The organism is Thalassotalea agariperforans, from assembly GCF_053470345.1.
The window spans coordinates 12,437-38,288 of sequence record NZ_JBQMWH010000005.1; the positions used below are offsets into that span (position 1 = coordinate 12,437).

21 protein-coding genes are annotated in these 25,852 nt (G+C 38.1%); 5 read left to right on the forward strand and 16 right to left on the reverse strand.

Annotated elements, in window-relative coordinates; translation table 11 throughout:
• Positions 1 to 23 precede the first annotated feature (23 nt).
• The 3 genes from ACSLUO_RS08630 to ACSLUO_RS08640 form a co-directional block, all read right to left on the reverse strand.
• Positions 24 to 272 carry a hypothetical protein gene (locus ACSLUO_RS08630; RefSeq protein ID WP_448247973.1) on the reverse strand — a complete coding sequence of 83 codons (249 nt, stop codon included), beginning with the start codon at positions 270 to 272 and terminating at the stop codon, positions 24 to 26.
• A gap of 47 nt (positions 273 to 319) precedes the next feature.
• Positions 320 to 610, reverse strand: coding sequence for a YkgJ family cysteine cluster protein (locus ACSLUO_RS08635; protein ID WP_448247974.1), 291 nt, complete (start codon positions 608 to 610; stop codon positions 320 to 322).
• A 79-nt stretch (positions 611 to 689) separates the two neighbouring features.
• Positions 690 to 1,532 (reverse strand): SDR family oxidoreductase, encoded by an 843-nt coding sequence (locus ACSLUO_RS08640; RefSeq protein WP_448247976.1) that lies wholly within the window; start codon positions 1,530 to 1,532, stop codon positions 690 to 692.
• Positions 1,533 to 1,763: 231 nt separating this feature from the next.
• Here ACSLUO_RS08640 and ACSLUO_RS08645 point away from each other — a divergent pair, with 231 nt between their 5' ends.
• Positions 1,764 to 2,435: a peptidylprolyl isomerase gene (locus ACSLUO_RS08645; RefSeq protein ID WP_448247978.1), complete on the forward strand. Its 672-nt coding sequence runs from the start codon at positions 1,764 to 1,766 to the stop codon at positions 2,433 to 2,435.
• Here ACSLUO_RS08645 and ACSLUO_RS08650 read toward each other — a convergent pair.
• Positions 2,430 to 3,305 carry an AraC family transcriptional regulator gene (locus ACSLUO_RS08650; protein WP_448247979.1) on the reverse strand — a complete coding sequence of 292 codons (876 nt, stop codon included), beginning with the start codon at positions 3,303 to 3,305 and terminating at the stop codon, positions 2,430 to 2,432. The genes ACSLUO_RS08645 and ACSLUO_RS08650 overlap by 6 nt on opposite strands.
• Positions 3,306 to 3,438: 133 nt before the next feature.
• Between ACSLUO_RS08650 and ACSLUO_RS08655 the strand changes: the two genes are divergently transcribed.
• Together ACSLUO_RS08655 and ACSLUO_RS08660 are read left to right on the forward strand one after the other, a co-directional pair.
• Positions 3,439 to 4,599, forward strand: coding sequence for an aminotransferase-like domain-containing protein (locus tag ACSLUO_RS08655; RefSeq protein ID WP_448247981.1), 1,161 nt, complete (start codon positions 3,439 to 3,441; stop codon positions 4,597 to 4,599).
• Between the two features lie 220 nt (positions 4,600 to 4,819).
• On the forward strand, positions 4,820 to 5,434 hold the full coding sequence (locus ACSLUO_RS08660; protein ID WP_448247983.1) for a glutathione S-transferase: 615 nt from the start codon (positions 4,820 to 4,822) through the stop codon (positions 5,432 to 5,434).
• Positions 5,435 to 5,541: 107 nt separating this feature from the next.
• Here the strand turns inward: ACSLUO_RS08660 and ACSLUO_RS08665 are convergent, their stop codons facing one another.
• From ACSLUO_RS08665 to ACSLUO_RS08675, 3 genes are all read right to left on the reverse strand, one after another.
• Positions 5,542 to 7,323, reverse strand: coding sequence for a glycoside hydrolase family 9 protein (locus ACSLUO_RS08665; RefSeq protein ID WP_448247985.1), 1,782 nt, complete (start codon positions 7,321 to 7,323; stop codon positions 5,542 to 5,544).
• Between the two features lie 233 nt (positions 7,324 to 7,556).
• Positions 7,557 to 8,456: a dienelactone hydrolase family protein gene (locus ACSLUO_RS08670; RefSeq protein WP_448247987.1), complete on the reverse strand. Its 900-nt coding sequence runs from the start codon at positions 8,454 to 8,456 to the stop codon at positions 7,557 to 7,559.
• Positions 8,457 to 8,634: 178 nt separating this feature from the next.
• A complete protein-coding gene (locus tag ACSLUO_RS08675; protein ID WP_448247989.1) occupies positions 8,635 to 11,508 on the reverse strand; it encodes a TonB-dependent receptor in 2,874 nt (957 codons plus the stop codon).
• A 384-nt stretch (positions 11,509 to 11,892) separates the two neighbouring features.
• Here ACSLUO_RS08675 and ACSLUO_RS08680 point away from each other — a divergent pair, with 384 nt between their 5' ends.
• A complete protein-coding gene (locus ACSLUO_RS08680) occupies positions 11,893 to 12,999 on the forward strand; it encodes an HDOD domain-containing protein (RefSeq protein ID WP_448247990.1) in 1,107 nt (368 codons plus the stop codon).
• Positions 13,000 to 13,072: 73 nt separating this feature from the next.
• Here the strand turns inward: ACSLUO_RS08680 and ACSLUO_RS08685 are convergent, their stop codons facing one another.
• The 6 genes from ACSLUO_RS08685 to ACSLUO_RS08710 all read right to left on the reverse strand — a co-directional run bounded on the left by ACSLUO_RS08685 (position 13,073) and on the right by ACSLUO_RS08710 (position 17,675).
• On the reverse strand, positions 13,073 to 13,864 hold the full coding sequence (locus ACSLUO_RS08685; RefSeq protein ID WP_448247991.1) for a bestrophin-like domain: 792 nt from the start codon (positions 13,862 to 13,864) through the stop codon (positions 13,073 to 13,075).
• Positions 13,865 to 13,956: 92 nt separating this feature from the next.
• Positions 13,957 to 15,171, reverse strand: a complete 1,215-nt coding sequence (locus tag ACSLUO_RS08690) for a beta-ketoacyl-[acyl-carrier-protein] synthase family protein (protein ID WP_448247993.1) — start codon at positions 15,169 to 15,171, stop codon at positions 13,957 to 13,959.
• Positions 15,171 to 15,431, reverse strand: coding sequence for an acyl carrier protein (locus ACSLUO_RS08695; RefSeq protein WP_448247995.1), 261 nt, complete (start codon positions 15,429 to 15,431; stop codon positions 15,171 to 15,173). The genes ACSLUO_RS08690 and ACSLUO_RS08695 overlap by 1 nt, the downstream gene beginning before the upstream one ends.
• The gene (gene lnt, locus ACSLUO_RS08700; protein ID WP_448247997.1) at positions 15,418 to 16,965 is read right to left on the reverse strand and encodes an apolipoprotein N-acyltransferase; all 1,548 of its coding nucleotides are present in this window, start codon (positions 16,963 to 16,965) and stop codon (positions 15,418 to 15,420) included. The genes ACSLUO_RS08695 and lnt overlap by 14 nt, the downstream gene beginning before the upstream one ends.
• 29 nt (positions 16,966 to 16,994) lie before the next feature.
• Positions 16,995 to 17,171: a hypothetical protein gene (locus tag ACSLUO_RS08705; protein WP_448247999.1), complete on the reverse strand. Its 177-nt coding sequence runs from the start codon at positions 17,169 to 17,171 to the stop codon at positions 16,995 to 16,997.
• Positions 17,172 to 17,177: 6 nt separating this feature from the next.
• Complete coding sequence (locus ACSLUO_RS08710; protein ID WP_448248001.1) at positions 17,178 to 17,675, reverse strand: archaeosortase/exosortase family protein; 498 nt, start codon at positions 17,673 to 17,675, stop codon at positions 17,178 to 17,180.
• 514 nt (positions 17,676 to 18,189) lie between these two features.
• Here ACSLUO_RS08710 and putA point away from each other — a divergent pair.
• Entirely contained in the window at positions 18,190 to 22,026 is a 3,837-nt protein-coding gene (gene putA / locus ACSLUO_RS08715; protein WP_448248003.1) for a bifunctional proline dehydrogenase/L-glutamate gamma-semialdehyde dehydrogenase PutA, read from the forward strand.
• Positions 22,027 to 22,105: 79 nt separating this feature from the next.
• On the opposite strand, the gene ACSLUO_RS08720 is transcribed toward putA, so the two are convergent.
• The 3 genes from ACSLUO_RS08720 to ACSLUO_RS08730 all read right to left on the reverse strand — a co-directional run bounded on the left by ACSLUO_RS08720 (position 22,106) and on the right by ACSLUO_RS08730 (position 25,653).
• Positions 22,106 to 23,032, reverse strand: coding sequence for an alpha-E domain-containing protein (locus tag ACSLUO_RS08720; protein ID WP_448248004.1), 927 nt, complete (start codon positions 23,030 to 23,032; stop codon positions 22,106 to 22,108).
• Positions 23,029 to 24,483, reverse strand: a complete 1,455-nt coding sequence (locus ACSLUO_RS08725; RefSeq protein ID WP_448248005.1) for a circularly permuted type 2 ATP-grasp protein — start codon at positions 24,481 to 24,483, stop codon at positions 23,029 to 23,031. Before ACSLUO_RS08725 ends, ACSLUO_RS08720 begins: the two co-directional genes overlap by 4 nt.
• 90 nt (positions 24,484 to 24,573) lie before the next feature.
• Positions 24,574 to 25,653, reverse strand: coding sequence for a zinc-binding metallopeptidase family protein (locus ACSLUO_RS08730; RefSeq protein ID WP_448248007.1), 1,080 nt, complete (start codon positions 25,651 to 25,653; stop codon positions 24,574 to 24,576).
• Between the last annotated feature and the right edge of the window lie 199 nt (positions 25,654 to 25,852).

The window sequence follows — 25,852 nt, forward strand, 5'->3', positions numbered from 1 at the left end:
TAGCACGATAAAGTCACTACTGATTATGACTTTGTTAAGGGGATAATTTCTGCTTTTAATCGCTTTAATGCCGCTAATTGCTCAATCGATGTTTGGCTTGGCGCTGGGCTGCCTTGACGATTATGAGAATAACTCACCATTTTTAACGCCATTTCAACTTTACCTAACAAGGTTTTAGCATCCTCAGGGAGCGGATTAACCCACTGAGCCACGGTCACAAGATCGTCTTTGGCAGTTGCTGATAAAAGCTTCATTATTTCGTCAGAGTTCATGATAAAACCTTTTAATTTCAGATAAATAAAACAAAATTTAGAACACCTTACATATGTTCGCTACGTTCTTCAATACATTCATATGAGCCCATTTCAAACTCGCGACATACCCAAGGTCTGTTTTCATAAATAGTGCACATTAAAGTATCTCGATCTAACGCAGAGCACCAACCATCACTGGTTCTTCGCATCGTTTCTTTACCCCAGTCATCAACAGTAATATGTTTTTCAGGTACACCAGTATCGGTTAAAATCATCACTTCTAAGCGACAACAACATGCCTCACAGTTAGCGCAAGTTATCTCCGGTTCAACGATGTTTTTTACAGGAATACTCATAAGCTAATGCACTAGGTGATAAATTTTAACCACAGGATACGCTAATTTAGCGATTTACTCACCGCTAAATTAGCGGCCATTAACCTTTAGCTAAAATTTTGTCTAACCAAGTTATTGGCAAAATACGTTTAAAAATGGCCATTAAGTAAGTCGGCGTAGTCACGTAATAACGCGCCTTAGCTTTTTTACTCATTAAAGCATGTACCAATTTTTTAGTCACTGCGCTGGCAGGTAAAGTAAAACGCGTGCTCGACTCTTCTCGTTCTAAGCGAGCTATTTGTGGTAAATACTCCGCTTTATGCGCCGAATGTTCAACATCAATATATTCTTGTATTTTAGCTAGCGCATTGGCACGAAAGCGAGTTTCTATTGGCCCAGGTTCAATTAAGCTCACTTGAATATTGGTATTGCTTAATTCTAACCTTAAAGTGTCAGTATAACCTTCAATCGCAAATTTTGATGCGTTATAAGCCCCACGGTATGGCATAGCAACAAAACCAAGCACTGAGCTATTTTGAATAATACGGCCAAAACCTTGTTCACGCATGATCGGGATCACTTTCTGAGTTAATGAGTGCCAACCAAAAAAGTTAGTGTCAAACTGTGCTTTTAAAGCTTCTAAAGGTAAGTCTTCCAATGCACCTGGTTGGCCGTAAGCGCCATTATTAAATAGCGCATAAAGCGTACCGCCTGTTTCAGACAAAACCCATTTCACCGCATTATCAATTGACGCTTCATCCGTTAGATCAAGTCGCTTTGCTTTTAACCCCAATTCACGGAGTTTCTCCACATCCTGTTGTTTACGTGCTGTGGCAAACACCTCAAAATTTAAACTTTGCAGCGTTACTGCCGCATCAAAACCGATACCGGTTGAACAACCCGTGATCAAAACACTGGGTTTATTCCCTGCAACTAGAGTCATAGCTTTTATCATTCCTTTTTAGTTATTTAACTACATTCATCAATGTGCAATTTTACTGGGCGACATTTTATTACGCCATATTAACGCTTAATAGCTGATTAATCAGTAAAAAACCTAACCTGTGCTCAATATTAACAATCAACTCTTACCTCGCTTTACTCTCGCTTTCTTTTTCAGTAACCTGCGCAATCAGCAAAAAACATCGGCAATGAACTTCTTTAGGAACAACCTGTGAAAAATTACTTATTTTGCTTATCAATATTAATCACGTTAGTGGCCTGCTCTGGCCAAGATCAAGCAATTACCGAAATTGAACATTTTATCAAGCAACAAAACATAGATAAAAGTCAGCCCTCATGGAAAACCCAATTAGCCAAACCTGAGCTAGTAAACTTTAGTACAAATAAACGCTATATTTGGCAATTAGAAACTTCCCACGGTAAATTATCCTTGCTGCTATTTCCAGATGTTGCACCTATGCATGTCACCAGTACAATATATTTAACGCAACTGGGATTTTACGATGATATTACTTTTCACCGAGTTATCCCTCAATTTATGGCTCAAGGAGGTGATCCGTTAGGAAATGGCCGCGGCGGCCCTGGTTATTTATATGCCGGTGAATTTAACCTAGCCACTGATAACAAAGATAAAAACCTTGCCAAGCACCATAAAGCGGGCATGTTAAGTATGGCTAATCGAGGCCCTAATACCGACGGTAGCCAATTTTTTATTACGTTTAACGCCACACCACACTTAGATGGACGTCATACCGTTTTTGGTGAAGTGATTAACGATGTCGACAATGTTTTAGCAACAATAGAAGCTTTAGGTAGTCGCAGTGGCCAAACTTCAGAAACAGTAAAAATACTCAAGGCAAGTATTCTAGTTGAAGCCTTATAAAAATAATGAAATGGGTAAGCAAAAATCAAGTTTAAAGCGCTCATCTTCCGACAAAAAATGATTTTTGTGATAATGAACATAAGCCGGTGTTGACTGCATTTTAAAACCAGACGCCGGCAACCAACGTTCCAATATATTACTCAATTGTGGTAACAGCTCACCATATTTGCCTTCTAATTTAAACACTGCATGTAAACCACCCGGTATCGTTAAACTATTAACAATACCACGATGCTGTAAGGGTTTATCAATCCCTAGGCAGGCGACATAACGACACTTAGCTAATTCCACCCAAGCAGGATTGGAATGATGTAAACCATATTGCTCGGTAAAATCTCGCTGCTCGGCATTCGCCCATGCTTTTAATACTTGCCAAGCTGAGCTAATAGAACGCCCATAACCTAAGTGACGAACATACGCGACATGGCGATCCGGTAATTCTAGAAATTGAGCCTGTGGTAAAGCACGTTGATGAATACGCTGATAAGCATGCGCTATTTCAGCATCGGCTAGATAAGGTTTACCTTGTTGCTGCTCGCCACGATTACGCCACTGCCCAGGCGACATGCCAAAGGTTGCCTTAAAAGCTCGACTAAACGACGATAATGATGAAAAACCAGATTTAGTCGCAATATCTAACACTGAGGCATTCATATCAAACATTAATTGATTAGCGGCAAACTCCATTCGAATACGGCGAATATAACCATGAACAGGCTCCCCTACTACCGCTTGAAATATGCGATGAAAATGTTGCTCCGAATAAGCTGCAATACTAGCAAGCTGTTTGGCCGGTAATGGTTGGTTGATGTCTTTATGGATCATCACTAAGACATCATTGATACGTGATATTTGTTGGCTAGTTGGCATAAAAATAAGGCATTAAATTGCCATAAAAAGCATAAATGGACATATAACAAATCATAAACGGACAATTATTAATTAGCAAGTTTAAGTAGAATTTTGCCACTTTTAAATTTGCTAACTTCTACCAGAGTCACTTATGGAACTTGCGCAATCGTTACAACAAATACAACCATCTTACATTCGTGAAATTTTAAGTGCAGCTCAAGCTGAAGGCGTTATTTCTTTAGCTGGTGGTTTGCCAGATGGTGATAAGTTTCCATTAGCGTTAATGACTGAATCTCTGTTAGCATTGCCAAACCGGCCTGATCTTTTTCAATATGGTAATACCGCGGGTTACGCGCCACTGTTAAACCATTTTAAAGAAAAGTATCAATTGCCTGAAAACCAAAGTGCTCTCGTTTGTACTGGCTCTCAGCAAGGTTTAGATTTAATTGCCCGCGCTTTTATTAATCCAAACGATAATATTGTGATGGAAGCACCTAGTTATTTAGGGGCTTTACAAGTATTTGGTTTAGCGCAAGCTAATATCATCAGTGTTTCGCAACAAGCCGATGGCCCAAATTTAGCCGAACTTGAGCAATGTTTTGCTAGTCAAAAAGTGTCGATATTTTACGCGGTTCCAGATTTTCATAACCCTACTGGCGTTTCTTGGTCATTAGCTGTACGTAAAAAAGTTGCCGAACTTTGCCAGCAATATAAGGTAACTTTAATTGAAGATGTACCTTACCGTGAACTCCGTTTTAATGGTGATTTTTTACCGTTAGTTTCAAGTTTTTGTCCTGATAATGCGTTAGTGCTTCGTTCGTTTTCCAAAATTGCCACACCTGGCATTCGTTTAGGTTTGGTAACAGGTAAAACAGAGTGGATCAATCCACTGATCAAAGTGAAACAATGTGCTGATTTACACTCAAGTATTCCAATGCAGGCCGTGCTATTAGATTTGTTAAGTCATGATGGTTTTGAACAGCATTTAACTGATCTTCGTGAGTTATATCAATCACGTTATCAAGCACTGACGGAGCAGTTAGAGAAAAAATTACCTGCCGGTTGTCACTTTAATCAAGTAGACGGTGGTATGTTTATTTGGCTTACCTTGCCTGAATGTGATGACTTTGCCTTGGCTAAAGCTGCAATTGATAATAACGTTGCAGTTGTTCCAAGTAGTGTGTTTTATCAAAAAGGTCAAAAAATTACACCGGCGCTAAGATTAAACTTTACTAATGCCAGTGTTGAAGATTTAGCCATTGCGGTTGATCGTTTAGTTGCCGTGATCAAATCAGAATGCAACATAAAATAAGCCTTTGAATAATGCCCCGCTTTTTAAATCCTGCCAAGTGCAGGATTTTTTTTACCTAACCAGACCTGACTTCGGGACAAAAAGTTAGCTAACTACTTGTAATAATGTAAACCTGCCCAATACTATATTCATAACGAGCAAATGAATGTTCCCTTACGGTATCAAGTTTATACGGATTGGTATTAGTTTTTAACTTGGCCTGATCAACACGGAGTACACTATGGCACAACTTAAAATCAGTTATTTTGATGTAAATGGCGGTCGTGCAGAGCCGATCCGCTTAGCGCTTCACCTTGCAGGCATTAACTTTGAAGATCATCGTTTTCCTTTTAGTGATTTTGCACAAGAGCGTGAACAAACCCCACTTGGACAAGTACCTATACTAACCCTTGATGGTAAAAAAATAACACAATCAAATGCTATTTTACGTTATGTAGGTAAACAAGCTGAGCTCTACCCTAGCGATATTTATCAAGCCTTGTTGTGTGACGAAATTCTCGATGCGGCAGAAGATTGTATTAATAAAATCGTCGCGACCTTTCCATTAACCGGAGACTATTTAAAAACAGCCAGAGACAATTTAATTACTGGCGATCTCACCAAATATTTACGTTTCATTGAAAGTAAATTAATTGAGCAAGGCGGTGAGTATTTTGTTGCTCAAAAACTATCAATAGCTGATCTTAAAATAGTTCCTATCGTCGGCTGGATAAACTCGGCCATGTTAGAACACATTCCAACCGACTTAGTTGCAAAAGTAGCGCCTAAATTAAATGAACATTTAACACGTATTAGTAGCTTACCGGCAATAAAATCATATTATGAAAAACGATAATTAGAGCTAAAATCACTCTGTTTTCTCACCTGCCCTATCGCTTACTGATATTAATAACAGCAGGCGATGGCGAAAATTAGCCCGAGTTCAGGTTAAGTAAAGACAAATTATTCACTCAAAAGTGATCCAAGCACATAGACCAATGGTGCGTTCCAATTGATCGTGACTTCATTGGTTGAAAAACTACACCATTCATCAAGATAAGAACGTGCTGGTTCCAAATGTTCATAGCTACAACCATCTTGACGACCACTGTGCGGACCACCAACTAACATACCAGGGATAGGCGCAACGATATCATCTGCGGCACTAATACGGTGATGAGGAAACATGGGGGTTTTATCACCATAGCCGGTAACAAAGGAATAATCGGTTGGATTACGGCCTAAAACATAGTTTACATGTTCTAAAGCAACCGCTTTGTAATTTTCATCGCCGGATAAACGATACGCTTGCAATAACACTATCGCTTTATTTAATACCTGACCATTACTGCCCCAAACAAAATCAGAGGCCACTATCGCCACCGCATAATGATTATTTTCATATTGTGAAATAATGCTATCCGCTAAGGCTAATTGCGCGGTTTTAACCGATTGATAATCACTGGCATTAAGATAAGTTTCACCTTGTAATAACAAAGTGCTTGTTCCTAAATAGGCAACATTTGCCCATGATGGTACAGATTGCGCACCTGATTTTTCAAAGTAAGTTGTCAGGTAACTTTCCTGTTGTGTTGTAATAAATAACTCTGCCGCCGCCCAAGCAAACTCATCATCAAAATGGTTATCGCCATACGCACCACTATTAACATCATCCGGTTGTTGATACGCTAAATTTGGGTTTTCTACCGCCCAACGCCAAGCCGACTCTGCCGCGGTTAGCCATTGTTCACTTTTACCGGGAAACTCATCTTCGAATGGCTGATAGATTCTACTGGCCATTGATAAAACCGCAGCAAAATTTAACGCGGCTGCTGTTGATTTACCGATAAAAAAACGCTCTCTAGTATCTATATTTGGCATTTCGATACCTGGCCAATCAAGTGTTGTTAACTTATGGTAAACACTGCCATCTTGGTCTTGCATAGTTGCCAACCACTCTATATTCCATAAAGCTTCATCAAGAATATCTGGGATCTTATTATTAGATTCTGGAATATTGAGATCACGGTTTTGATAAAACATTGAAAAATGCTCATAAGCAGCAAGTAAGGTATAAGTAGAAATACCTGAATTAACAACATATTTGCCATAATCACCGGCATCATACCAGCCTTTAGCTGATGGTAGCACGGTAAGCGCTGGTCTTTGTGTTGATGCCCCTGAAGCATGTACTTTCACTTGCTCATCACTATGCCCTGCAGCACGAGCCCACTCCCCGGCATAAGTGCTCTCTAACGCCATACTTGAACGATTAAAATAATAATATTTTAATGCTGCATCATGTAAAGAAGAATAAACATCGGCATTGATCTCAAATTCAGCTGAATCCTCAACCCCAGCAACGCTTAATTTATACGTTCCAGGTTGAACAAATGCCGAGAAATCAGCTTGTTTAAATTGCTCATTGCCCGCTAATGACCAAGTTAGAGCATTTGATAAAGTTCCTTCAAAAACAACTTGTGCTGTTGTCGTTGAAATCACCGAAAATGAGGCACTGTTAACATTAGGAACAATTGCTATTTTTTGGGCATTAGGTAAATAGCCAAGTTGATTTAACTTAATTTTTATCGTGCTTGATTCAACAACTATAGGTTCGTTCTCTGGCGTTTGATTTTCACTTGGTTTTGAAGTTGCTGTGTTATTCGCATTATTACTTCCTGAACTGCCACATGCGCTCAGCAATAACCACATCGTTACCATCATTATCGATTGAAAATATTTCATTTTTTTCTCCTGCTCATCTTTGCTAGCGTCAATAATAATGACGCTAGCTTTCGCATTATTTTTTGAACATTTTGCCGAAGAAAAAAAATAAAATCGTTCAACTACACGTAATAAGCGTATAACTTTACTCAATGTAAAGTATTTGAACGCGAAAAATTCAGCTGCTATTTAAACATATTGACCACAACTTAAATCAAATAACAGTAACAAATGACTTAGCTACAGAGCTAAGCTTAACTTAGCTTTTCTTTAAAAAAGGCTAAGGTACGTTGCCATGCAAGTTCTGCATTTTCAGGATCGTAACGCGCTGTTGAATCGTTATGAAACCCGTGATTAGCATTTTTATACATGTGCATCTGATAAGGAGCATTGATAGCTTTTAAATCTAGCTCATATTCAGGCCAAGTATTATTTACTCTTTTATCAAGTTCCCCTAATTGAATGAGTAAAGGTGCCTTAATGTTTTTTCTTAATTCTTTCGCCGCTGGTGTTCCATAAAAAGGGACACCGGCATTAAGTAAAGTGGGATCAACCGCCGCAAGGTAATTCACCATATAACCACCAAAACAAAAACCAACTGCACCTAACTTGCCGTTACTATTTTTATACCCCTTTAAAAAATTAGCCGCAGCAATAAAATCTTGTTCAATTTTAGAGCGATCTAACGTTTTTTGCATTGCTCTACCTTCATCGTCATTGCCTGGGTAGCCACCTAAGGGAAATAAAGCATCTGGTGCAAAAGCAATAAAGCCAGCTTTGGCTAAACGGCGCGCGACATCTTTAACATACGGATTCAAACCGCGATTTTCATGAATAACCAAGACAACGGGTAATTGGCCCACTTTATTTTGTGGTAAAACTAAATAACCTTGCCCTTTACCATGACCTAAGGGCGAGTCAAACGTTTGATAACTTGCTTTAATCTCAGGGTCGTTAAATGAAACTTGCTCAGCCAAGGCATAGTTAGGTAACAAAGCCGAAGTTAACACTGTCATCGAATAACCTACCGCAACTAAGGTTCCTAATTTTTTAATAAAGGTTCGCCGATCCATCCCACCATGAGCATATTCATCGTACCAATCAAAAGCTTCTGCAGGAATTTCAGGATTAATTGTTGTTGACTGTTTTGACATAAATTACCTCAATAATAACCTTTTGCTAAAGTATTACCGTTCCAGTATAGCGATAATTTCCTCTTTGTTGCCAAGTTTTAAATTTTGATAAAAAAAGGGCTGATATGGTATTACCAAATCAGCCCTTTGTATTTAAATAACTAACAATAATGTTGCTATTTAATTTTTATGAGAATGATTACATTCTGTATTTCAAACCTAAGAATACTTTAGGACCACTGTATTCAATTTGGTTGAAAGCACCAGGAGCAACACGATATTGCACAGCAGGTTCATTCGTTAAATTGAGCATTTGCGCTTTAATACTTAAGTTTTTAGTAAATTTATAACCTAAGCTTAAATCTAATGATTTTTGGTCTTCAACAAAACGGTTAGTTTGGCCAAAATTAGCACCAAAAGGTTTTAAATAATCTGAACGATATTTATATGATAAGCGCACTGAGGCATTATCTCCTTCCCAATACACTTGAGAATTAGCAACATGCTCAGATAAACCAGGCAAGTTACCTGGTGTCACATTTGCACTTACTTCTGCAGGAATACTACCACCAGCTTCTGGCGTTTTATAATCAGAATCCGCGTAGTTATAACTTGCTGAAATACCTAAACCATCAAACGGTGCCGGTAAACTAGAAAATTGATGCGTTAGAGTCAGCTCTAAACCATTTATGTCTGATTTATCATCAAAAATAGTTGGCGTACCGATAACCTCAGCTTCATACGCTTGACCATCAATAATAACATCTTCAACATTATTTTCTGAGCCCATACGTGCCGCAAACGACTTACTATATAAAGCTAATGAAAACATCGACTCTTCTGCAAAATACCAGTTAACACCTAACTCATAGTTATTAGACTCTAATAATTCCAAATAAGGGTTACCACTTGAAGCTACATTACCGTCTGATAATGCGGCTTCCACTGTGCGATATTCACCGTCATTAAAGTCTTTAACATCACGGCCTGCACCATAAAACCACATATCAGGTCGTGATACGGCTTTATAAGCAGCTAAACGAAGTTCAACATCATCAAGTAATTCTAAGGTCATGTTAATACTTGGTAATAAGTTACTGAAACTATTGGTTAATGTATAAGTGTCAATCTCACCTTTGGCATTAAGATCAACAAAACCAGCTTCATCAGTAGTCACCGTATAACCTTGTGAAACACCGTGTGATGTAATGTCAGTTTCAACATAACGCAAGCCAACATTACCAGATAAATACATGCCACTCACTTGAGTTTCGAAGTCTGACATAACATAAAATGAGGTAACTTCTTCAACCATGTTAATATCATTTTCACTCGGTGCTTTAGGATCAGGCATTAATACCTCTCCTTCAGTGATGACATTATGCGCACAGAAAGTATCAATATAGGCCCATTCTGAAACAGGGCTGTTGGCATCATCACCATAATCTTTTTGTCGGAAGTCACTACTACAATTAGCAAGTGTTGCAGCTAAATTAGCATCAACATCTGCACTTGCACTTCTGGCTGTAATGCTTTCTTCGGCATAGTTTTGATGAGAGCGTTCGGAGTAAGCAATACCCGTATTTAAGTACGTGAAAATACCTTTATCTAGTAAATATACCGCATCAAGTTTAGCGCTGCGAATGCGATCATCAATATCAAAACGATATTTTCTGGCTTCACTATCAGCATCAAAAAATGCTAAATCTTTAACCTCTTCACGCCAGTCAACCGCAGAGCCCGTAGGATCATCTAAATCAGTATAAACATTGGTAATATCTGGAAATTGTGACGTAGTTCCTTGCTTCCAATCAAACCAAACACGATCGCTTCGAAAACGAGCACGTGTTTGATTTTGCCAGCGATTAGTACCAGAATAAGCGGCATCAAATATCAAGGCTAAATCTTCATTTGCTTGCCATTTTACATTTAAGCCTAAGCCTTTATATTCTTCATTACGATCACGGAATTCATTCGAGATACCAAGACGAGAATTACCAGTATAACTTTGTAAAACATGGTTTTCGTCAGTTAGCCAATTAGTGATTCTACGGCGACCATCATCAAACGATAAATCGTGACGATCTTCAAAATAATAACGTTCTGACCATTGGCCATCAACATTAATATCAATAGTGTCAGTTTTCCATTGCAGCGCCACAATAGCAGCATCATTATCTTCAATAGATTCTAGCTGACGAAAACTTTGCAAATTAGGAATAAAGTAATAATCACCATCTATCTTACTGCCGTTAACTGCCGCCGCATTGTCATCATCAAAACTACAGTTACTACCGCCGTCTAATGCATAATCTGAATTACATGGACGCAAAGTAGAACTTGTTAAATAAGTATCTTCCGGACGAGATGTTTTACCACCAGCATAACCAACAGCAAAACCAAATTCCGCTTCACTGACATCAAAGCTATTTACATAACTGAATGATTTTTTATGTCCTAAGCCATCGTGATCATCAAATTTAGCTTGGTATTCGTTATAAAGTCCTTTAATTTCAGCTTGAAAGCGTTCTTTACCATAATCAACAGGGCGAATAGTGCCCAAATCAATCGTACCTGAAACACCACCTTCTAATAAATTAGCTGACTGTGATTTATATACGGTTACCCCATTAACTAATTCTGATGGAAACTGACTAAAAGCAACACTACGATTACCACTACCTGATGAAATAGCACGGCCATTAATAGTCGACATGCCTAAAAATGGCCCTAAACCACGAATTGAAATTTCACTGGCATTACCTTTAAAACGGTCAGCAGATACACCAGTAATACGTTCTAACGTTTCAGCAACTGAGTTATCAGGTAATGCGCCAATGTCTTTTAAAGAAATAGAGTCAACAATGTTAGCAGCACCACGTTTGTTATTAATCGCACTACGGTATGATTCTCGAATACCAGAAACCGTGATCACTTCAACGTTATCGGCATCATCCGCTGTTTTTTGTTCAACTTCTTGAGCGTTAACACCCATAATATTCATTACGATGATCGAACTTAGCACTGTTCTTTTAAAGCAAGGAAAAGGCTTTTTAAATTTATGATTTGGCATATAACTCCCCTTTAACACATTTTTTATTAATTTTAAAAATCGTAAATTAATATATCACCATGCGGACTTAAGGTATAGTGACCTAGCGGCCTTACCAATTAAATTCTATTACCAATTTATCTAAGTTTCTGAATATAAAGAAATTAAAATTTTAAAAAAATTTAAAAGTTAACTTGTATGCTTATTGAATAAATATGGTATAAATAAAGAGGTTGAATAGAAGCAGAATCGCTCTAGCTAAAGGCTATAAAAGACTTTAGCGTTATTTGTTTTCATCAATACGTAAATAATGCTCGGTAGCATAAATCTCGTTTAGCATTTTATTAAATAGCTCCTTATTTCTAACATGATCTTTCGTTATCAAAAAAAAGATGTTGTAAAACTATGTTTAAAAAATTAGTTAAATTTTTATTTCCGTCAGCAAATAAAGGCAATAAACAAAACTTTTATTATTTTGAAGAAAATAGAAATACACATGCGGAAGAACAAGAAAAATCAGTTGCTGAGTTACAAACAGCACTAGCATCAAAATCAATTAACTTATATTCAACCGAAGAAAAATATCAGAAATTGTTTTATGATTTTCTATTTGGACAGTCACCGCCTAGTGAAAAATATGACGAGCTTTCTTTATATATCGCTAACCAAGTAGAAAAATTGTTAAGTAATCCCAAACATATTTTGGCATCGCTACCAGCAATTCCACCTTCTTTGGCAGCTGTACTAGAACAATTAAATGATAAAGAGTTTGATGCTGATGTGTTAGTTGACTTGATCAAACAAGAACCTATTATTGCAGCCAAAGTGATAGAGCTTGCAAATTCTTCATTTTACAACCGCAGCAGCAAAGAAATATCTGATCTTAAAACCGCTTTTATGTTGCTTGGTGTCAATGGCTTAATGGAGGGAGTTATTAATGGTTTTGTTAGCAAGTTAGCACCTCAAACATTAATTTATTTTAAGCAATATGGTACCAAAATATGGCAGCACAGCCTTGCTACAGGCGTTGTCGCTAAAACTTTGTTAAGTAAGTCACCTTATAAATCAGAAAGTGCACAAGGCTATTTAATCGGCTTAATTTGTAACTTAGGTGATATGATCATTTACCAGTTATTGATCGAGTCATTTTCTTTCGTCAACCCTGATTGCCAGCCCAACTCATTTGCTTTTAAAGATTTAATGTTTAAAAACTCGAAAAAAATCACTTATTTTGTTGCTAAGCACTGGAACTTTCCAAGTTCGATTTTAGATGCGCTTGCCCTACAGGCTAAGCTAACCAAATCGTCAATGTTATCTCCTGCCTTTAACAAACGACCTGTTGCTTGCTATATTTATGAGGCTAATTTTATTAGCGAAATTGAGATGATGTTTCAGCAGCAAGTAATCAACAACGATGATATTCATGAGGTTATTGAAAGTTTAGTATTCAGTAATGAAGCTAAAAACTACTTATCAGATTTTTTAAACAGAGAAGCCCTAGAAAAAGTTTAATTAAATAAATCAGGTATATAACTAAACGTTCATTAAAGCTCAGACATTAAAGATAATAAATTTAAGCCCTAAATTAATTATTAACCTGCATTGTTAAAGCCATTAACGCATTTTGTTTGACCTGAATAAGCCCTCGTTTTGGTCGGTCTAAGTCAATAATAATAAAAACAATTAAGGTAATTAATAACGACACTAAGATCACCGGCGCAATAATACGTTTACCACTTAGCCCCGCAGAGTAGCCCATGATGCCACCTGATGAAATAAAAACAATAAACAGTAAAATTAACACCACTTCCGGCACGTGCATGTCAAGTAACGCATTTCGCTTACCTTGTCGTTCAATTGCATCGTTCAATGCTTTGATAAAAGTACCAGTAGTAACTGAACGCGGATCGTCATTGGTTGCTGCAATCGCTAAAGTCCATAACTGATGCTGCAACGCAGTTATTTTTTTATTGTACGCTTGGCGCTCCGTTTGCTTAGTTAAATCTATTTTGCTGATAGCAACACGTAAATCAATATACTCAGTTAACAAACGATCCGCGCTTGCTTGATATGCTTCAGGTAAAAGTTGCACTCTTAACAAGGCACTGCTTATTGCGTTGGCTTCGTCTATCAACGCCATGCTTCTATTATCATAACGCTGCATTGACATACTAAATGTAAAACCAAGTAACAATGCCAATAAACCTAAAATACTCGCTTGAATAGAGCCCGTTAGTGTTTTCACTTCACTATCAATACGCGCCTGAATAAAACGGCCAACTCTAAAGCCTAATTCATTACATAAAATAATGGTCACAAAAAGCGTTATCGCGATGGTGACGCTACTAAAACCATATAATAATTCACCTTCGTACATAATATTGCTCTTAATTTATCGAGGACATGTGAACGGCTCACTTAACATCTTAAAGCATATATCAAATCTCGCTTAAAACTACATTTAAATCTCTAAATCTTTTCAAATATCAGCGTTGAATTCAAACCACCAAAAGCAAAAGAATTACTCATAACTCTTGTAACTGGTGTTGTGATCACTTGATTAACAACCAAGTTTAAATCACATAAAGGATCGGCTTGCTTATAATTTACGGTTGCCGGAATTTTTTGATGTTTAATTGCAAGGATACTAGCAATTGCTTCTAACGCGGCTCCTGCACCTAACACATGACCATGTATTGATTTTGTGGAAGAAACAAAAGGTTGTTTTGACGAACATTCAAATACGCTCTGTATTGCCTTAGTTTCCGTTTGATCATTGATCACTGTACCTGAGCCATGCGCATTAACATAGTCAATTGTATTCGCCGCTAAATTGGCATCTAATAGTGCCGCATTCATAGCATCTTCTGCCCCTTCGGCTAAAGGCTGAACAATATTATGGGCATCTGAACTCATGCCAATACCAGACAATTTAGCATGAATTTTTGCCCCTCTTTGCTTCGCATAGTCAGCTCGTTCTAACACTAATGTTGCAGCCCCTTCACCTAAAACCAAACCACTTCTATCAGCGGAAAAAGGTCGGCAATTATCATTAGAAATGACTCTTAAGCCCTCCCAAGCAAAAAAATTCCCCTGGGTAAGGCAAGCCTCTGAACCACCAACCACGGCTATATCAATTAAATTACAACGTAACATTAGTACCGCCATAGAAATAGCATGCCCTGCAGAAGCACAAGCAGATGAAGTGGTAAACGTAGGGCCTTTAATGCCATATTTCATCGCTATATGACTTGCTGCGGAGCTAGGTAACAACTTGGGAACGGTAAAAGGATGAGTACGTGATTTACCATATTCAAACAATTGCGAGTAAGAAGCTTCAATTGTTTCTTGCCCACCAATACTTGTGCCATGCACAACACTGACCCGTTTAAGGTTACATGTTAGCAAATTTAATGAAGCGTCCTTGATGGCTTGCTCTGCAGAAATCAAGGCAAATTGCGCATAACGATCAAGTAACTTCAACTCTGCTTTGTTAAAATATTGTTCTGGAACGTAATCTTTTACTTGCGCAGCAACCACATTTCGTCCGTCACTTGCCTTAAAACCATCAGCGGATCCAATTGCGGAACCCGCAGGAACAGAAAATAACATTTGTTCAAAAGTACTAACATCATGCCCCGCAGCAGAAATACAACCTAAACCTGTTACAACTATTTCCGACATTAGCCATTATCCTTAGTGATAAGCTGAGTCACCAATGCTACTAAGTCGTTGAAACTCGATAAATCGATATTATTCTCTGATAGTTCATTATCTTGTGGGATTTTAATATCAAAAGCTTCTTCAATATCAAAAACAATTTCAACTAAAGATAAAGAATCAATACCAAGCTCGTCAAAACTAGTTACTTCATCAAATTCTTCTGGGCTAACATCGGTATATTCAGCCACAATCGCAATGATGTTTTGCTTAATCTCTTGCACGGTTTCTTCTCCTGAAGACAATAACGGCACTAATAAACCAACAAAAATATTTAAATGCTTGAGGGTATTGTTGATAAAAACTTAACTCGGCAGTATGTGATAAATTAACCACAGCATAACTTTGAGTATTTTCTTGAATTATAGAACTAGGTGACATTTGACCACCCGCCGTAATTAAAGCGCTTTGCCCTGTATTGGTCACTCTAATTAAAGGTCTTCTATATTCAATACTACGAAATAACGACAACGCCAAATGTATTTTTACACCAGCTGTATTCACAAACCAGCCATCATTAACGCTATTTAATAAAACCTCTCCACCTAAGCCAACCCCTTTAGCAACAAAATCACTAAATACCGATTCATAACAAATTAATGGCACCACATTTAGGTTATCTTGTTTATTTTTAAATTGAAGCAAAATATTTTTATCACCCGAAAAATAGTTAGGCGCATAAGGAAAAAGCTGTTTTAACCACGGAAAATAGTCAACAAACGGAAGGTATTCGGCAAAGGGTAATAATACCTGTTTACGATAAGTGCGGGTAACTTGCTGCTGTTCAATAAACTCAATTGTGTTATAAAAACCAGCGTCATTGCTTAATTCATCTCCTATCGGTTCGATTGATGTTAACATTAATGCTTTATTTTCTATCGCTGCATTAAATATTTCTGCATCTTCAGCAAAATATTGATATGAAATTGGCACTGGCAATTCTGGCATTAAAAATACATCAACATGCTGTTTTTGATTAATGTCGTTGATCATTCGTGCAACATTAACTGATGCCCTTAACCAATCTTCTCTTGTTCTATTATCGACAGTAATATTAGGCTGAATTAATGCTGCCGTGATTATGCCCTCTTCTGGTTTAGCGTGATACTTTTCTAATTGATGCTCACCATAAAACTGATTAGCCATAAAAATAAACACTGCAAAAGCAAAACATTGTAAACTTTGTAATGGTTTTTTCTTACATAGCAAAATCCCATTGGCTAATAACAAATTCACCGCATGAATAATAAAAAACACCAGAGGAACACCGCCAATATCAGCCAGCTGAATAAAACGAGTTTCTTGATATAAAGCGTGTGCCAAATTTCCAGGCAGTATTTGCGGAAGATAGTTAATTAGACAGGTAAAAATGATTGCCGATGAAAAAGCACCAACAACACTGGTTGAAAAGCGAAAATAACAATGCAGCCAACAAGCAATGGCATAAGGTAAAGCAAACAGCAAACAACAAATAAATACGAGTGGAATAATAATGTTGAACGGTGTTGATGTTATCTCAGCTAAACTACCAACCAGCCAAAAAACACTCACCATCCAGCCAAAGGTTGCGGCTATTAAACTTAATAAAAAGACATAACCTTTCGGTCGATGATTAATAGCCAGCAACAGTGGAACCATCACAAACCAAGCAGCATGCCCGTAACCACCACTTGGAAATGCTAAATAAAATAAAAAAACACTCAAGCATGCAAGTGATAAATCAGCGATTTGCTGTTTAAGTGATAGTTCGACCAACATCTATTGTTACATCACTTTAGTCGCAATAATTATTTATTTTTACGATATATAAAGGCAATTACAGCGATTAAACATATTTCGATAATAATATGTAAGGCAGGAACTCTAGCACCCGCGTCTGCGCCGGGATCAACACCACCAGGCGCAGCGAAGACATAAGGTGTAAATAAAAACATAATAATTATATAAAACAAAATGTTAAACATACTTTCCTATCTATAAGTTAAACGTTCTTTGTTCAACACTTTTTTTATACCCCAAAGAACAATGAGCGCAGTAATAAAATTGAGACATTGCCAAACATAAAGATGATAAAAATCAAAGGCATTATTTGGCTTTTGTATTTCATAAAACAAATGACAAATTCGAATAATATTTTCAAACTGTAAAATAAGAAAAGCTGAAAAAATCATCATTATTTTAAGCTTAAACGGTTTTACCACTACAACAATCAAAGCACAAACGCTAGCTAATAACATAAAGCCGGTACAGCTATTATCAACAATAACATAACGATTTGATATTGTGTGAATAATTCTGTTTTCAGCAACCGCTACATTAACATCAAAATAACTATAAAACCATGCTGAAACCTGAGCAATAGTCACTTGAATAAACTGTGCGGTTATAGGGAATGTTTGTAAAATAAAAACAGCACTTTGCAACACAATTAACGCCACAATAAAGCGAATAAAAAATGATATGTTCAAAGTAGCAACCTTGTCATTAATCCTAGAACGAGTGGCATTTTACCTCATATTATACAAAGCACAAAGATTAGGTGCATTGACCTTTCGTGTATGATTTTTGTTCTAATCACCTTCTTCTATACATGAATATATAAACAATGAGTAACGCAGTGCTGGAGTGCTCAGAACGCTCCCAAGGAGAACATCTGTAGGCTTTGCTAGAAGTTATCGCTCATTTGTGTAGAACAACTACACTTCAATTGCTCTACCTTGGATAAAACCCATACAGCATGTTGAAAAAATATGCAGTGAAGATCAACACGCTCAAATAAGCTTAAGTCAACTATTCGCTTAATTTGTAAAAAATATATCTGATTAACTTAGTTTTACACTTTTTTATTGTATTTAAGCATTCAGATCTTCTATGGTGTTAGTATATATTTTTGTTACTTTTTAAATAGATAAAACATTTTAATTCAGGTACCTCAAAACTCACATTCATTTTCATTCTTTCATCAAACATAAGGACAAGCATATGTTATTTAATGACTCGTTTTCCACCGACTGTCCCATTCGCCAGAAGATTCGTGACTTTTATCGTATTGATGAAAATATCGCTGTTGATCACATCCTGCCCTTAGCTGAAGTTAATGTTAGCGCCCGCAGCCGAGCTTGGGAGCGCGCCCGTAAAATGGTATTAAAAATACGCCATGATCAAATCGATAATGGCGCCATTGATGCCTTATTAAATGAATATTCACTATCAAGTGAAGAAGGCGTGGTTTTAATGTGTTTGGCTGAAGCACTATTGCGTGTGCCAGATAAAGAAACGCAAGATATTTTAATTCGCGACAAAATATCACAAGGTCAATGGAGCACTCATTTAGGCAGCAGCGAATCGTTATTTGTTAATGCTTCTTCGTGGGGCTTATTGATCACCGGTGCTATGGTCAATTATGCCGATAAACGTAAACAAGACAGCTTTGGTTTACTCAAAAAAACCATTGGCCGTTTAGGCGAACCGGTTATTCGTAAATCAATGAATTACGCCATGAAAATTATGGGTAATCAATTTGTCATGGGTGAAACCATTCAAGCGGCGACCGAGCGTGCCGCCAACAAAGAACAACAAGGTTATGTCTATTCCTACGATATGTTAGGCGAAGGTGCACGCACTAGCGCTGATGCCGAACGTTATTTTAAAGCCTATCAAGATGCTATTGATGTTATCGGCGGTGTTGCCCAAGCTTCCGGTAAAAATGATCCACGACGTGTACCCGGAATTTCAGTCAAACTTTCCGCAATTCATCCTCGGTATGAATTTAGCCATAAAACCCGAGTAATGAATGAAATTGTGCCAAAACTGAAAGCCCTTTGTTTACAAGCAAAGCACTTTAATATTGGTTTAACCGTTGACGCAGAAGAATCTGAACGCTTAGATATTTCACTTGATATAATTGAAGCCGTTTTCAGCGATGACGATTTAGGCAACTGGCAAGGATTTGGTATTGCCCTACAAGCCTATCAAAAACGCGCGATTTTTGTTGTTGATTGGTTGCGAGAACTCACCCTTAAAACCAACCGAAAAATGATGGTGCGTTTAGTAAAAGGTGCGTATTGGGATACTGAAATAAAAAACGCCCAAAAAGATGGCCTACAAGATTTCCCTGTTTTTACTCGGAAATCATCCACCGATGTTTCTTATCACGCTTGTGCCAATAAATTACTCGCCTATCGCGACACCATTTACCCACAATTCGCCACCCATAATGCCTATACCGCAGCCACTATTGTTGAATTAGCCGGTGATGATAAAGAAGGCTTTGAATTTCAGTGTTTACACGGCATGGGTGACTCGTTGTACGATCAAATAGTCACTAGTGAAAGCATACAATGTCGCATCTATGCACCTGTTGGTCAGCACGAAGATCTGTTAGCTTATTTAGTTCGTCGTTTGTTAGAAAATGGCGCAAATTCTTCCTTTGTTAATGCCATAGTTGACGAATCACAACCGGTGGAGTCGTTGTTAGAAGATCCAGTTGAAAAAACTCAACGTTTAAAAGATAAATACAATCAACAAATTACTAAACCTATCGCTTTATATCACGACAAAAATGGCTTAGGACGTGATAATTCCAAAGGGCTCGACTTAACGGATATTAATGAATTGACCCCATTAAAAGCGGCTTTAGATGATTGGTTAAATCGTCATTTAATTAATGAGCAAAATCGCCCCCAAGCAATTGCGGAACATATCGCTATTAAAAACCCGGCTGATCACCATGAAATTATTGGCTTTCACCAACATCATGAGCAAGCCGACATGCAATTGATGATCAAAACCGCAGAAACCACGTTTGCTACTTGGTCACAAACGCCTGTTACCGAACGTGCCGCTTTATTATGCCGTATTGCCGATATTTTAGAGCGCCATCGTGACGAGCTGATCGCTTTATGCATCAAAGAAGCTGGTAAAATTGCCCAAGACGGCATTGATGAAGTACGAGAAGCGGTAGATTTTTGTCGTTATTATGCAGAGCGTGCAATTGAACTAGCTGAAGATGAACGCTTAGAAGCCCGTGGGGTTATCTTATGTATTAGCCCGTGGAACTTCCCTTTAGCGATATTTTTAGGACAAGTGGCCGCCGCCATTGCTACAGGTAATACCGTATTAGCAAAACCGGCCGAGCAAACCAGTTTAATTGCCCTGCGCACCATAGAACTGATGCAATATGTTGGCTTGCCTCATGGTGTTGTGCAAGCAGTTATTGCCGAAGGTAGTGAAGTAGGACGAGTCATCATTCCTGATAGCCGTATTCAAACGGTTATGTTTACCGGCTCAACAGCCACAGGTACCAGAATATCACAAACATTAGCTGAGCGAGGTGGCGATCAAGTACCATTAATTGCTGAAACAGGCGGCCAAAACTGCATGATAGTAGACTCAACCGCATTGCCAGAACAAGTCGTTGATGATGTTATTTCATCAGGCTTTCAATCTGCAGGCCAGCGCTGCTCAGCTCTACGGGTATTATTTTTACAAGATGACATTGCCGATAATATTATTACCATGCTCAAAGGCGCATTAGCCGAGTTACATGTTGGTGATCCGGCAAAATTAAGTACCGACATAGGACCTGTCATCGATCAAAAAGCCCTTGATGCCCTCAATGCGCACAGCGACTATATGCAAACACATGGCAAACTGCTGTATCAATGCAAACTTGCTGAAGATATCGCTGGTAAGGAGCATTATTTCTTTGCACCACGCCTATATGAAATTGACAATATCAGCGTATTAACACAAGAAGTATTTGGCCCATGTGTTCATATTGTTCGCTTTCAAGGCAATAACATCGAACAAGTGATCGATGAAATCAACAGCACAGGTTTTGGTTTAACCATGGGTATTCATACCCGTATTGAACATAGAGCCTTTGAACTAGCTAAATTATCACGTGCCGGCAATGTTTATATTAACCGTAATATGATTGGTGCCATTGTTGGCGTTCAGCCCTTTGGTGGTCGAGGCCTTTCCGGTACCGGCCCGAAAGCTGGTGGGCCTAATTATTTAACTCGTTTAGTTAAAGAAAAAGCCACACCTGACGCTGAGCAATTTAACTTATTGCCATCACAAATTACCGCCTTAACCGGCGATAAAACATCACATATCGAAGCTGAACAATTCATGAAAAAAGCCAATGAAGCTGAAAAGCATTGGCGCTTAACGGAATTAAATACACGTATTTCTGCGGTCCGTCAGTTATTAGCAAAAATTGCCCATGTTGAAATTGTTGATGATTTAGCAGACGATTTAAACCGCACGTTAAAAGCCGCCCGTTCACAGTTAATTGATATTGAAAAACGGTTAAAAAAACCAACCTTTTTACCTGGGCCAACTGGTGAATCTAACGTGCTTTATTTAGAAAATCGCGGCAATATTATTTGTTTTGCTGATGGCAATGTTAGCTTTCACTTTTGGGTGCTTTCTATTGTTACCGCATTAGCAACGGGTAATACCGTAATAACCGTAGTGTCTGATCTGTATTATGAAGAAGCGCTTGCCTTTCGAGACAAATTTATTGCTACCGGCGAAGACGAAAATGTTTTTCAGGTTGCGCGCCTACGTCATTTATCAACCATGCTAGCACATCCTGCACTATCAGGGGTTGTGGTTGATAGTCATTGTGATCGTAAACATTATATCAGCGAAAAACTAGCAGAGCGTCAAGGCGCTATTTTGCCCGTGATCAGCTCTGAATATTATGATCATTTAATACAGCGATTAGTAACAGAAAAAACCGTGAGTATTGATACCACAGCATCGGGTGGTAATACTTCACTAATGACCTTGGTGGAAGAAGAGGCGTAAACACTAAAACGTGGCCATCAAGTAAACCTGCTTGATGGCCTTTTTAGCCTGTTAAACTCTCATTGCTTAAACAGTAAAATTAAAAATATACTGCTGCCATTTTATTATGCAAGTTATTCAAGCCAAGCTGCATCTCATCAATAAACGCATGTAGCATTTCTTGCTTTAATGTCTCCGGCTGCGCAATCGTTAACTGCTGTTGCACAATTTGCAATTCATTACTTACCGCTTGATGATTTGGTAAATCGCTTAAACAATATTCCACTTGCTGCAAAATATGTTTAACCGCCCGTGGGAATTTATTATCAAGCAATAAAAAGCGTAAAACATCAGGTCGGGTAATACGTAAGCGCATCTGCCGACGATACATTTGATAACCGGTTAGCGATTTTAAAACACTCATCCATTGGATATTTTCAAACGGGGTACTTTCATTATCAACATCGGGTAATAAATTGGCCGAGCGCACATCAATAATACGTGTTGTCATATCAGCGCGCTCAATATTACGACCAAGTCGTAAAAAACTGTAGCCTTCGTCATGGGTCATAGTACCCGCTAAATTACCGGTAATCGCCTGCTGCATTTGAATAATTTTATTCAAATAATTATGACGATAACGGCCATGATGTATTTGCGTTTGCTGCTCTTTAGCTAATAAATAAATTGAATTAATTTGCTCCCATGCTTCTCGCGGAATAATTTCTCGAATAGTACGGGCATTTTCTCGTGCGGCCACTAAAGAGCTAATAATTGAACTTGGATTACGTAAGTCAGTTATTAAAAAAGCAACCACACTAGCTTCATCAGGCTCTTGATAATATTCATCAAAAAGCTGACGTGATGACATGATCTCAAGTATCGGAGCCCAACCTAGGCGTACATGTTTAGGTAAGTCGAGTAATAAATTAGCATTCACATTCACAATGCGAGCGGTATTTTCAGCACGTTCTAAATAACGGCCTAACCAATAAATATTTTCGGCAACACGTGAAAGCATACTCATAATGACTCCATATCAACAATCCAAGTATCTTTACTACCACCACCTTGTGATGAATTAACCACGGTTGAACCTTTACGTAATGCCACACGAGTTAAGCCACCAGTAGTTACCGAAACATTTTTGCCGGTTAAAATAAATGGCCGTAAATCTAAATGCCTAGGTTCAACAGTTTCATCAACCATGGTTGGTGCCGTTGATAAAATTAACATGGGCTGAGCAATATAATTGCGTGGGTTCGCCTCAATTAGTTTTCTAAATTCATCATGTTCTTCTACCGAGGCATGCGGCCCAATTAACATACCATAACCGCCAGATTCATTAGCCGGTTTAACCACTAACTTTTCAATGTTCTTAATAACATAGTCACGTTCTGTTGGGTTAATGCATTTGTAAGTAGGTACATTGGGTAAAATTGCTTTTTCACCTAAATAATATTCAATAATTTCAGGCACAAACGCATAAACCACTTTATCATCAGAAACGCCAGAGCCAGGCGCATTCGCTAATGCTACATTACCCGCTTGCCATGCCCGCATTAATCCGGGCACCCCTAAGGTTGAATCCGGATTAAACACTTCAGGATCTAAAAATAAATCATCAATGCGACGATAAATCACATCAACACGTGATAACCCCTCAATGGTTCGCATATACACGCAGTTATCATCTTCAACCACTAAGTCATCACCCACCACTAATTCTGCGCCCATTTGTTGCGCAAGGTACGCATGTTCAAAATAAGCGGAGTTGTAAATTCCAGGGGTTAGCACCACAATTTCAGGTTCTTTGATATCACGAGGAGAAAGCTCCGCCAGCATGTTGTACAATTCAGAGGCATAATCATCTACAGGCAAAATATTGTATTTATCAAACATTTCAGGAAAAACACGCTTCATTACCTGACGGTTTTCTAACATATAAGAAACGCCTGAAGGTACGCGTAAGTTGTCTTCAAGCACATACACAGTTCCGTCATTATCTCGAACAAGGTCGGAGCCACAAATATGCGCCCAAACACCTAGAGGTGGAGAAAAACCTTTACATTGCGGTAGAAAATTTTTTGATTTTTCAAGTAAATGTGCGGGAAAAACACCATCTTTAATAATGTTCTGTTGATTGTATAAATCATCAATAAACAGGTTTAACGCTTTAACTCTTTGTTTAAGCCCTACTTCAATAGTTTGCCATTCAGCTTTGTCAATTAAACGTGGAATAATATCAAACGGCCAAGCGCGATCAATTGAGCCTTCTTCATCATTATAGACTCGAAATGTGATCCCCATGGTTTGAATCGCAAGATCAGCGGCGGTTTTGAATTCTTTAATATCATCATCAGATAATGCGGACAGGTATTCACAGAGATCATTGGCAAAATGCCTTGGCGTATTCGCTGTTTTGATCAATTCATCATGAAAGTTGGCAACTTTATAGCTATCCCAACGAATGGCCATCTAATATTCCTTAATGCAGTATGTGATTTAAGTATAGGCGCAAAACAAAATAACCACAGCTTTACGCGTTGAATACATAAGGATTATTTATTACTTGGCATATTTAATCGCTTGATGTACAAACCTCAGTTTATCTAATGCCGTGATCGAGATGACAAACGGATAAGCATCATCATGCCCCATACTACGATTAATGGCATTAATGGCTTTTGTTAAGCGACACCAGTCATTAAATAGCTGAGTAAAGCTAATGGCCGTGTAAGCTTCATCAACATTGTCAGATTTTAACAGCGGATTTTTTACCTGATTACCAGCAATACTGAGCTCGTAATTGTTAGCCGTTTCTAACGTCGACACCATATGTAAATAATGCGCCCATGTTTCTGCCCAGTCTTCCCAAGGATGCATACTGGCATAAGCACTGATCCATACATTTTGCCAATTTTCAGCCGGACCATTTTGGTAATAATGCTCTAACGCTTGGGTATAATTCAAACGTTCATCACCAAACAGAGCTCTAAAGGGTTCAAGTAACGATGAGTGTTTGATCAAACGATCCCAATAATAATGGCCAGACTCATGTCTAAAATGACCAATAAGCGTGCGATAACGCTCATTCATTTTTTCACGCATTTCAATACGTGCACTATCTTGGGCTTCACTCAAGTTTAAGGTAATAAGGCCAGCGCTATGACCGGTAACTACATAATCTTTTACCGTTAATTCATTACCATATTCATCTTCAACTTGATCTTCTAAAAAAGAAAAACCTAAACCACTTACTGGCTCAATACTACGCCCCACTACAGGTAAGTTTAATTTATATAAGGTATACAAAAGGCCACGTTTTGACAGCTCCATTCGATACCATAACTTGATATTACCCGGCTTGTTTAAGTTTGGAATGGTAACATTCAAGCGGCACGACTGGCATAACTCATTAGGATCGTCTGCGGGCACCATCCAATTACAAACATCATGTTGCCAATAATTTTTACACTGTCGATACAAGTTATCGTTTGTTGATACCTTATATAATTTTTCAGGAGTAATGGTTAATGCGGTTAATTGCAGATCTTCCGGTACAAATCCAAGCATAGCATTACAGTTAACACATTTGGTATTAACAAAATGTAGGGTGTTACCACATTGACAAGTAAAAGTTTTCAAATGATCTTCCAAACAAAAAGCGGCTTTGATCTTCAGCCGTAACGACTTAGCTCGATAATAACAAGTAATAGTAGAACTGCAATTAAGTTAATAACGAAATGCGCATTTAGTGACACAGCGTATCCCTTTAGCATAAAGATGTTATTAAGCGATTTAACTACTTAACAAGTATTACGGTTTAGTTTACTATGCGCCACCG

Coding starts and splice junctions, on each gene's coding strand:
- ACSLUO_RS08630 (WP_448247973.1), bottom strand. CDS start 272: ATGAACTCTGACGAAATAATGAAGCTTTTATCAGCAACTGCCAAAGAC.
- ACSLUO_RS08635 (WP_448247974.1), bottom strand. CDS start 610: ATGAGTATTCCTGTAAAAAACATCGTTGAACCGGAGATAACTTGCGCT.
- ACSLUO_RS08640 (WP_448247976.1), bottom strand. CDS start 1,532: ATGACTCTAGTTGCAGGGAATAAACCCAGTGTTTTGATCACGGGTTGT.
- ACSLUO_RS08650 (WP_448247979.1), bottom strand. CDS start 3,305: ATGCCAACTAGCCAACAAATATCACGTATCAATGATGTCTTAGTGATG.
- ACSLUO_RS08655 (WP_448247981.1), top strand. CDS start 3,439: ATGGAACTTGCGCAATCGTTACAACAAATACAACCATCTTACATTCGT.
- ACSLUO_RS08660 (WP_448247983.1), top strand. CDS start 4,820: ATGGCACAACTTAAAATCAGTTATTTTGATGTAAATGGCGGTCGTGCA.
- ACSLUO_RS08665 (WP_448247985.1), bottom strand. CDS start 7,323: ATGAAATATTTTCAATCGATAATGATGGTAACGATGTGGTTATTGCTG.
- ACSLUO_RS08670 (WP_448247987.1), bottom strand. CDS start 8,456: ATGTCAAAACAGTCAACAACAATTAATCCTGAAATTCCTGCAGAAGCT.
- ACSLUO_RS08675 (WP_448247989.1), bottom strand. CDS start 11,508: ATGCCAAATCATAAATTTAAAAAGCCTTTTCCTTGCTTTAAAAGAACA.
- ACSLUO_RS08680 (WP_448247990.1), top strand. CDS start 11,893: ATGTTTAAAAAATTAGTTAAATTTTTATTTCCGTCAGCAAATAAAGGC.
- ACSLUO_RS08685 (WP_448247991.1), bottom strand. CDS start 13,864: ATGTACGAAGGTGAATTATTATATGGTTTTAGTAGCGTCACCATCGCG.
- ACSLUO_RS08690 (WP_448247993.1), bottom strand. CDS start 15,171: ATGTCGGAAATAGTTGTAACAGGTTTAGGTTGTATTTCTGCTGCGGGG.
- lnt (WP_448247997.1), bottom strand. CDS start 16,965: ATGTTGGTCGAACTATCACTTAAACAGCAAATCGCTGATTTATCACTT.
- ACSLUO_RS08705 (WP_448247999.1), bottom strand. CDS start 17,171: ATGTTTAACATTTTGTTTTATATAATTATTATGTTTTTATTTACACCT.
- putA (WP_448248003.1), top strand. CDS start 18,190: ATGTTATTTAATGACTCGTTTTCCACCGACTGTCCCATTCGCCAGAAG.
- ACSLUO_RS08720 (WP_448248004.1), bottom strand. CDS start 23,032: ATGAGTATGCTTTCACGTGTTGCCGAAAATATTTATTGGTTAGGCCGT.
- ACSLUO_RS08725 (WP_448248005.1), bottom strand. CDS start 24,483: ATGGCCATTCGTTGGGATAGCTATAAAGTTGCCAACTTTCATGATGAA.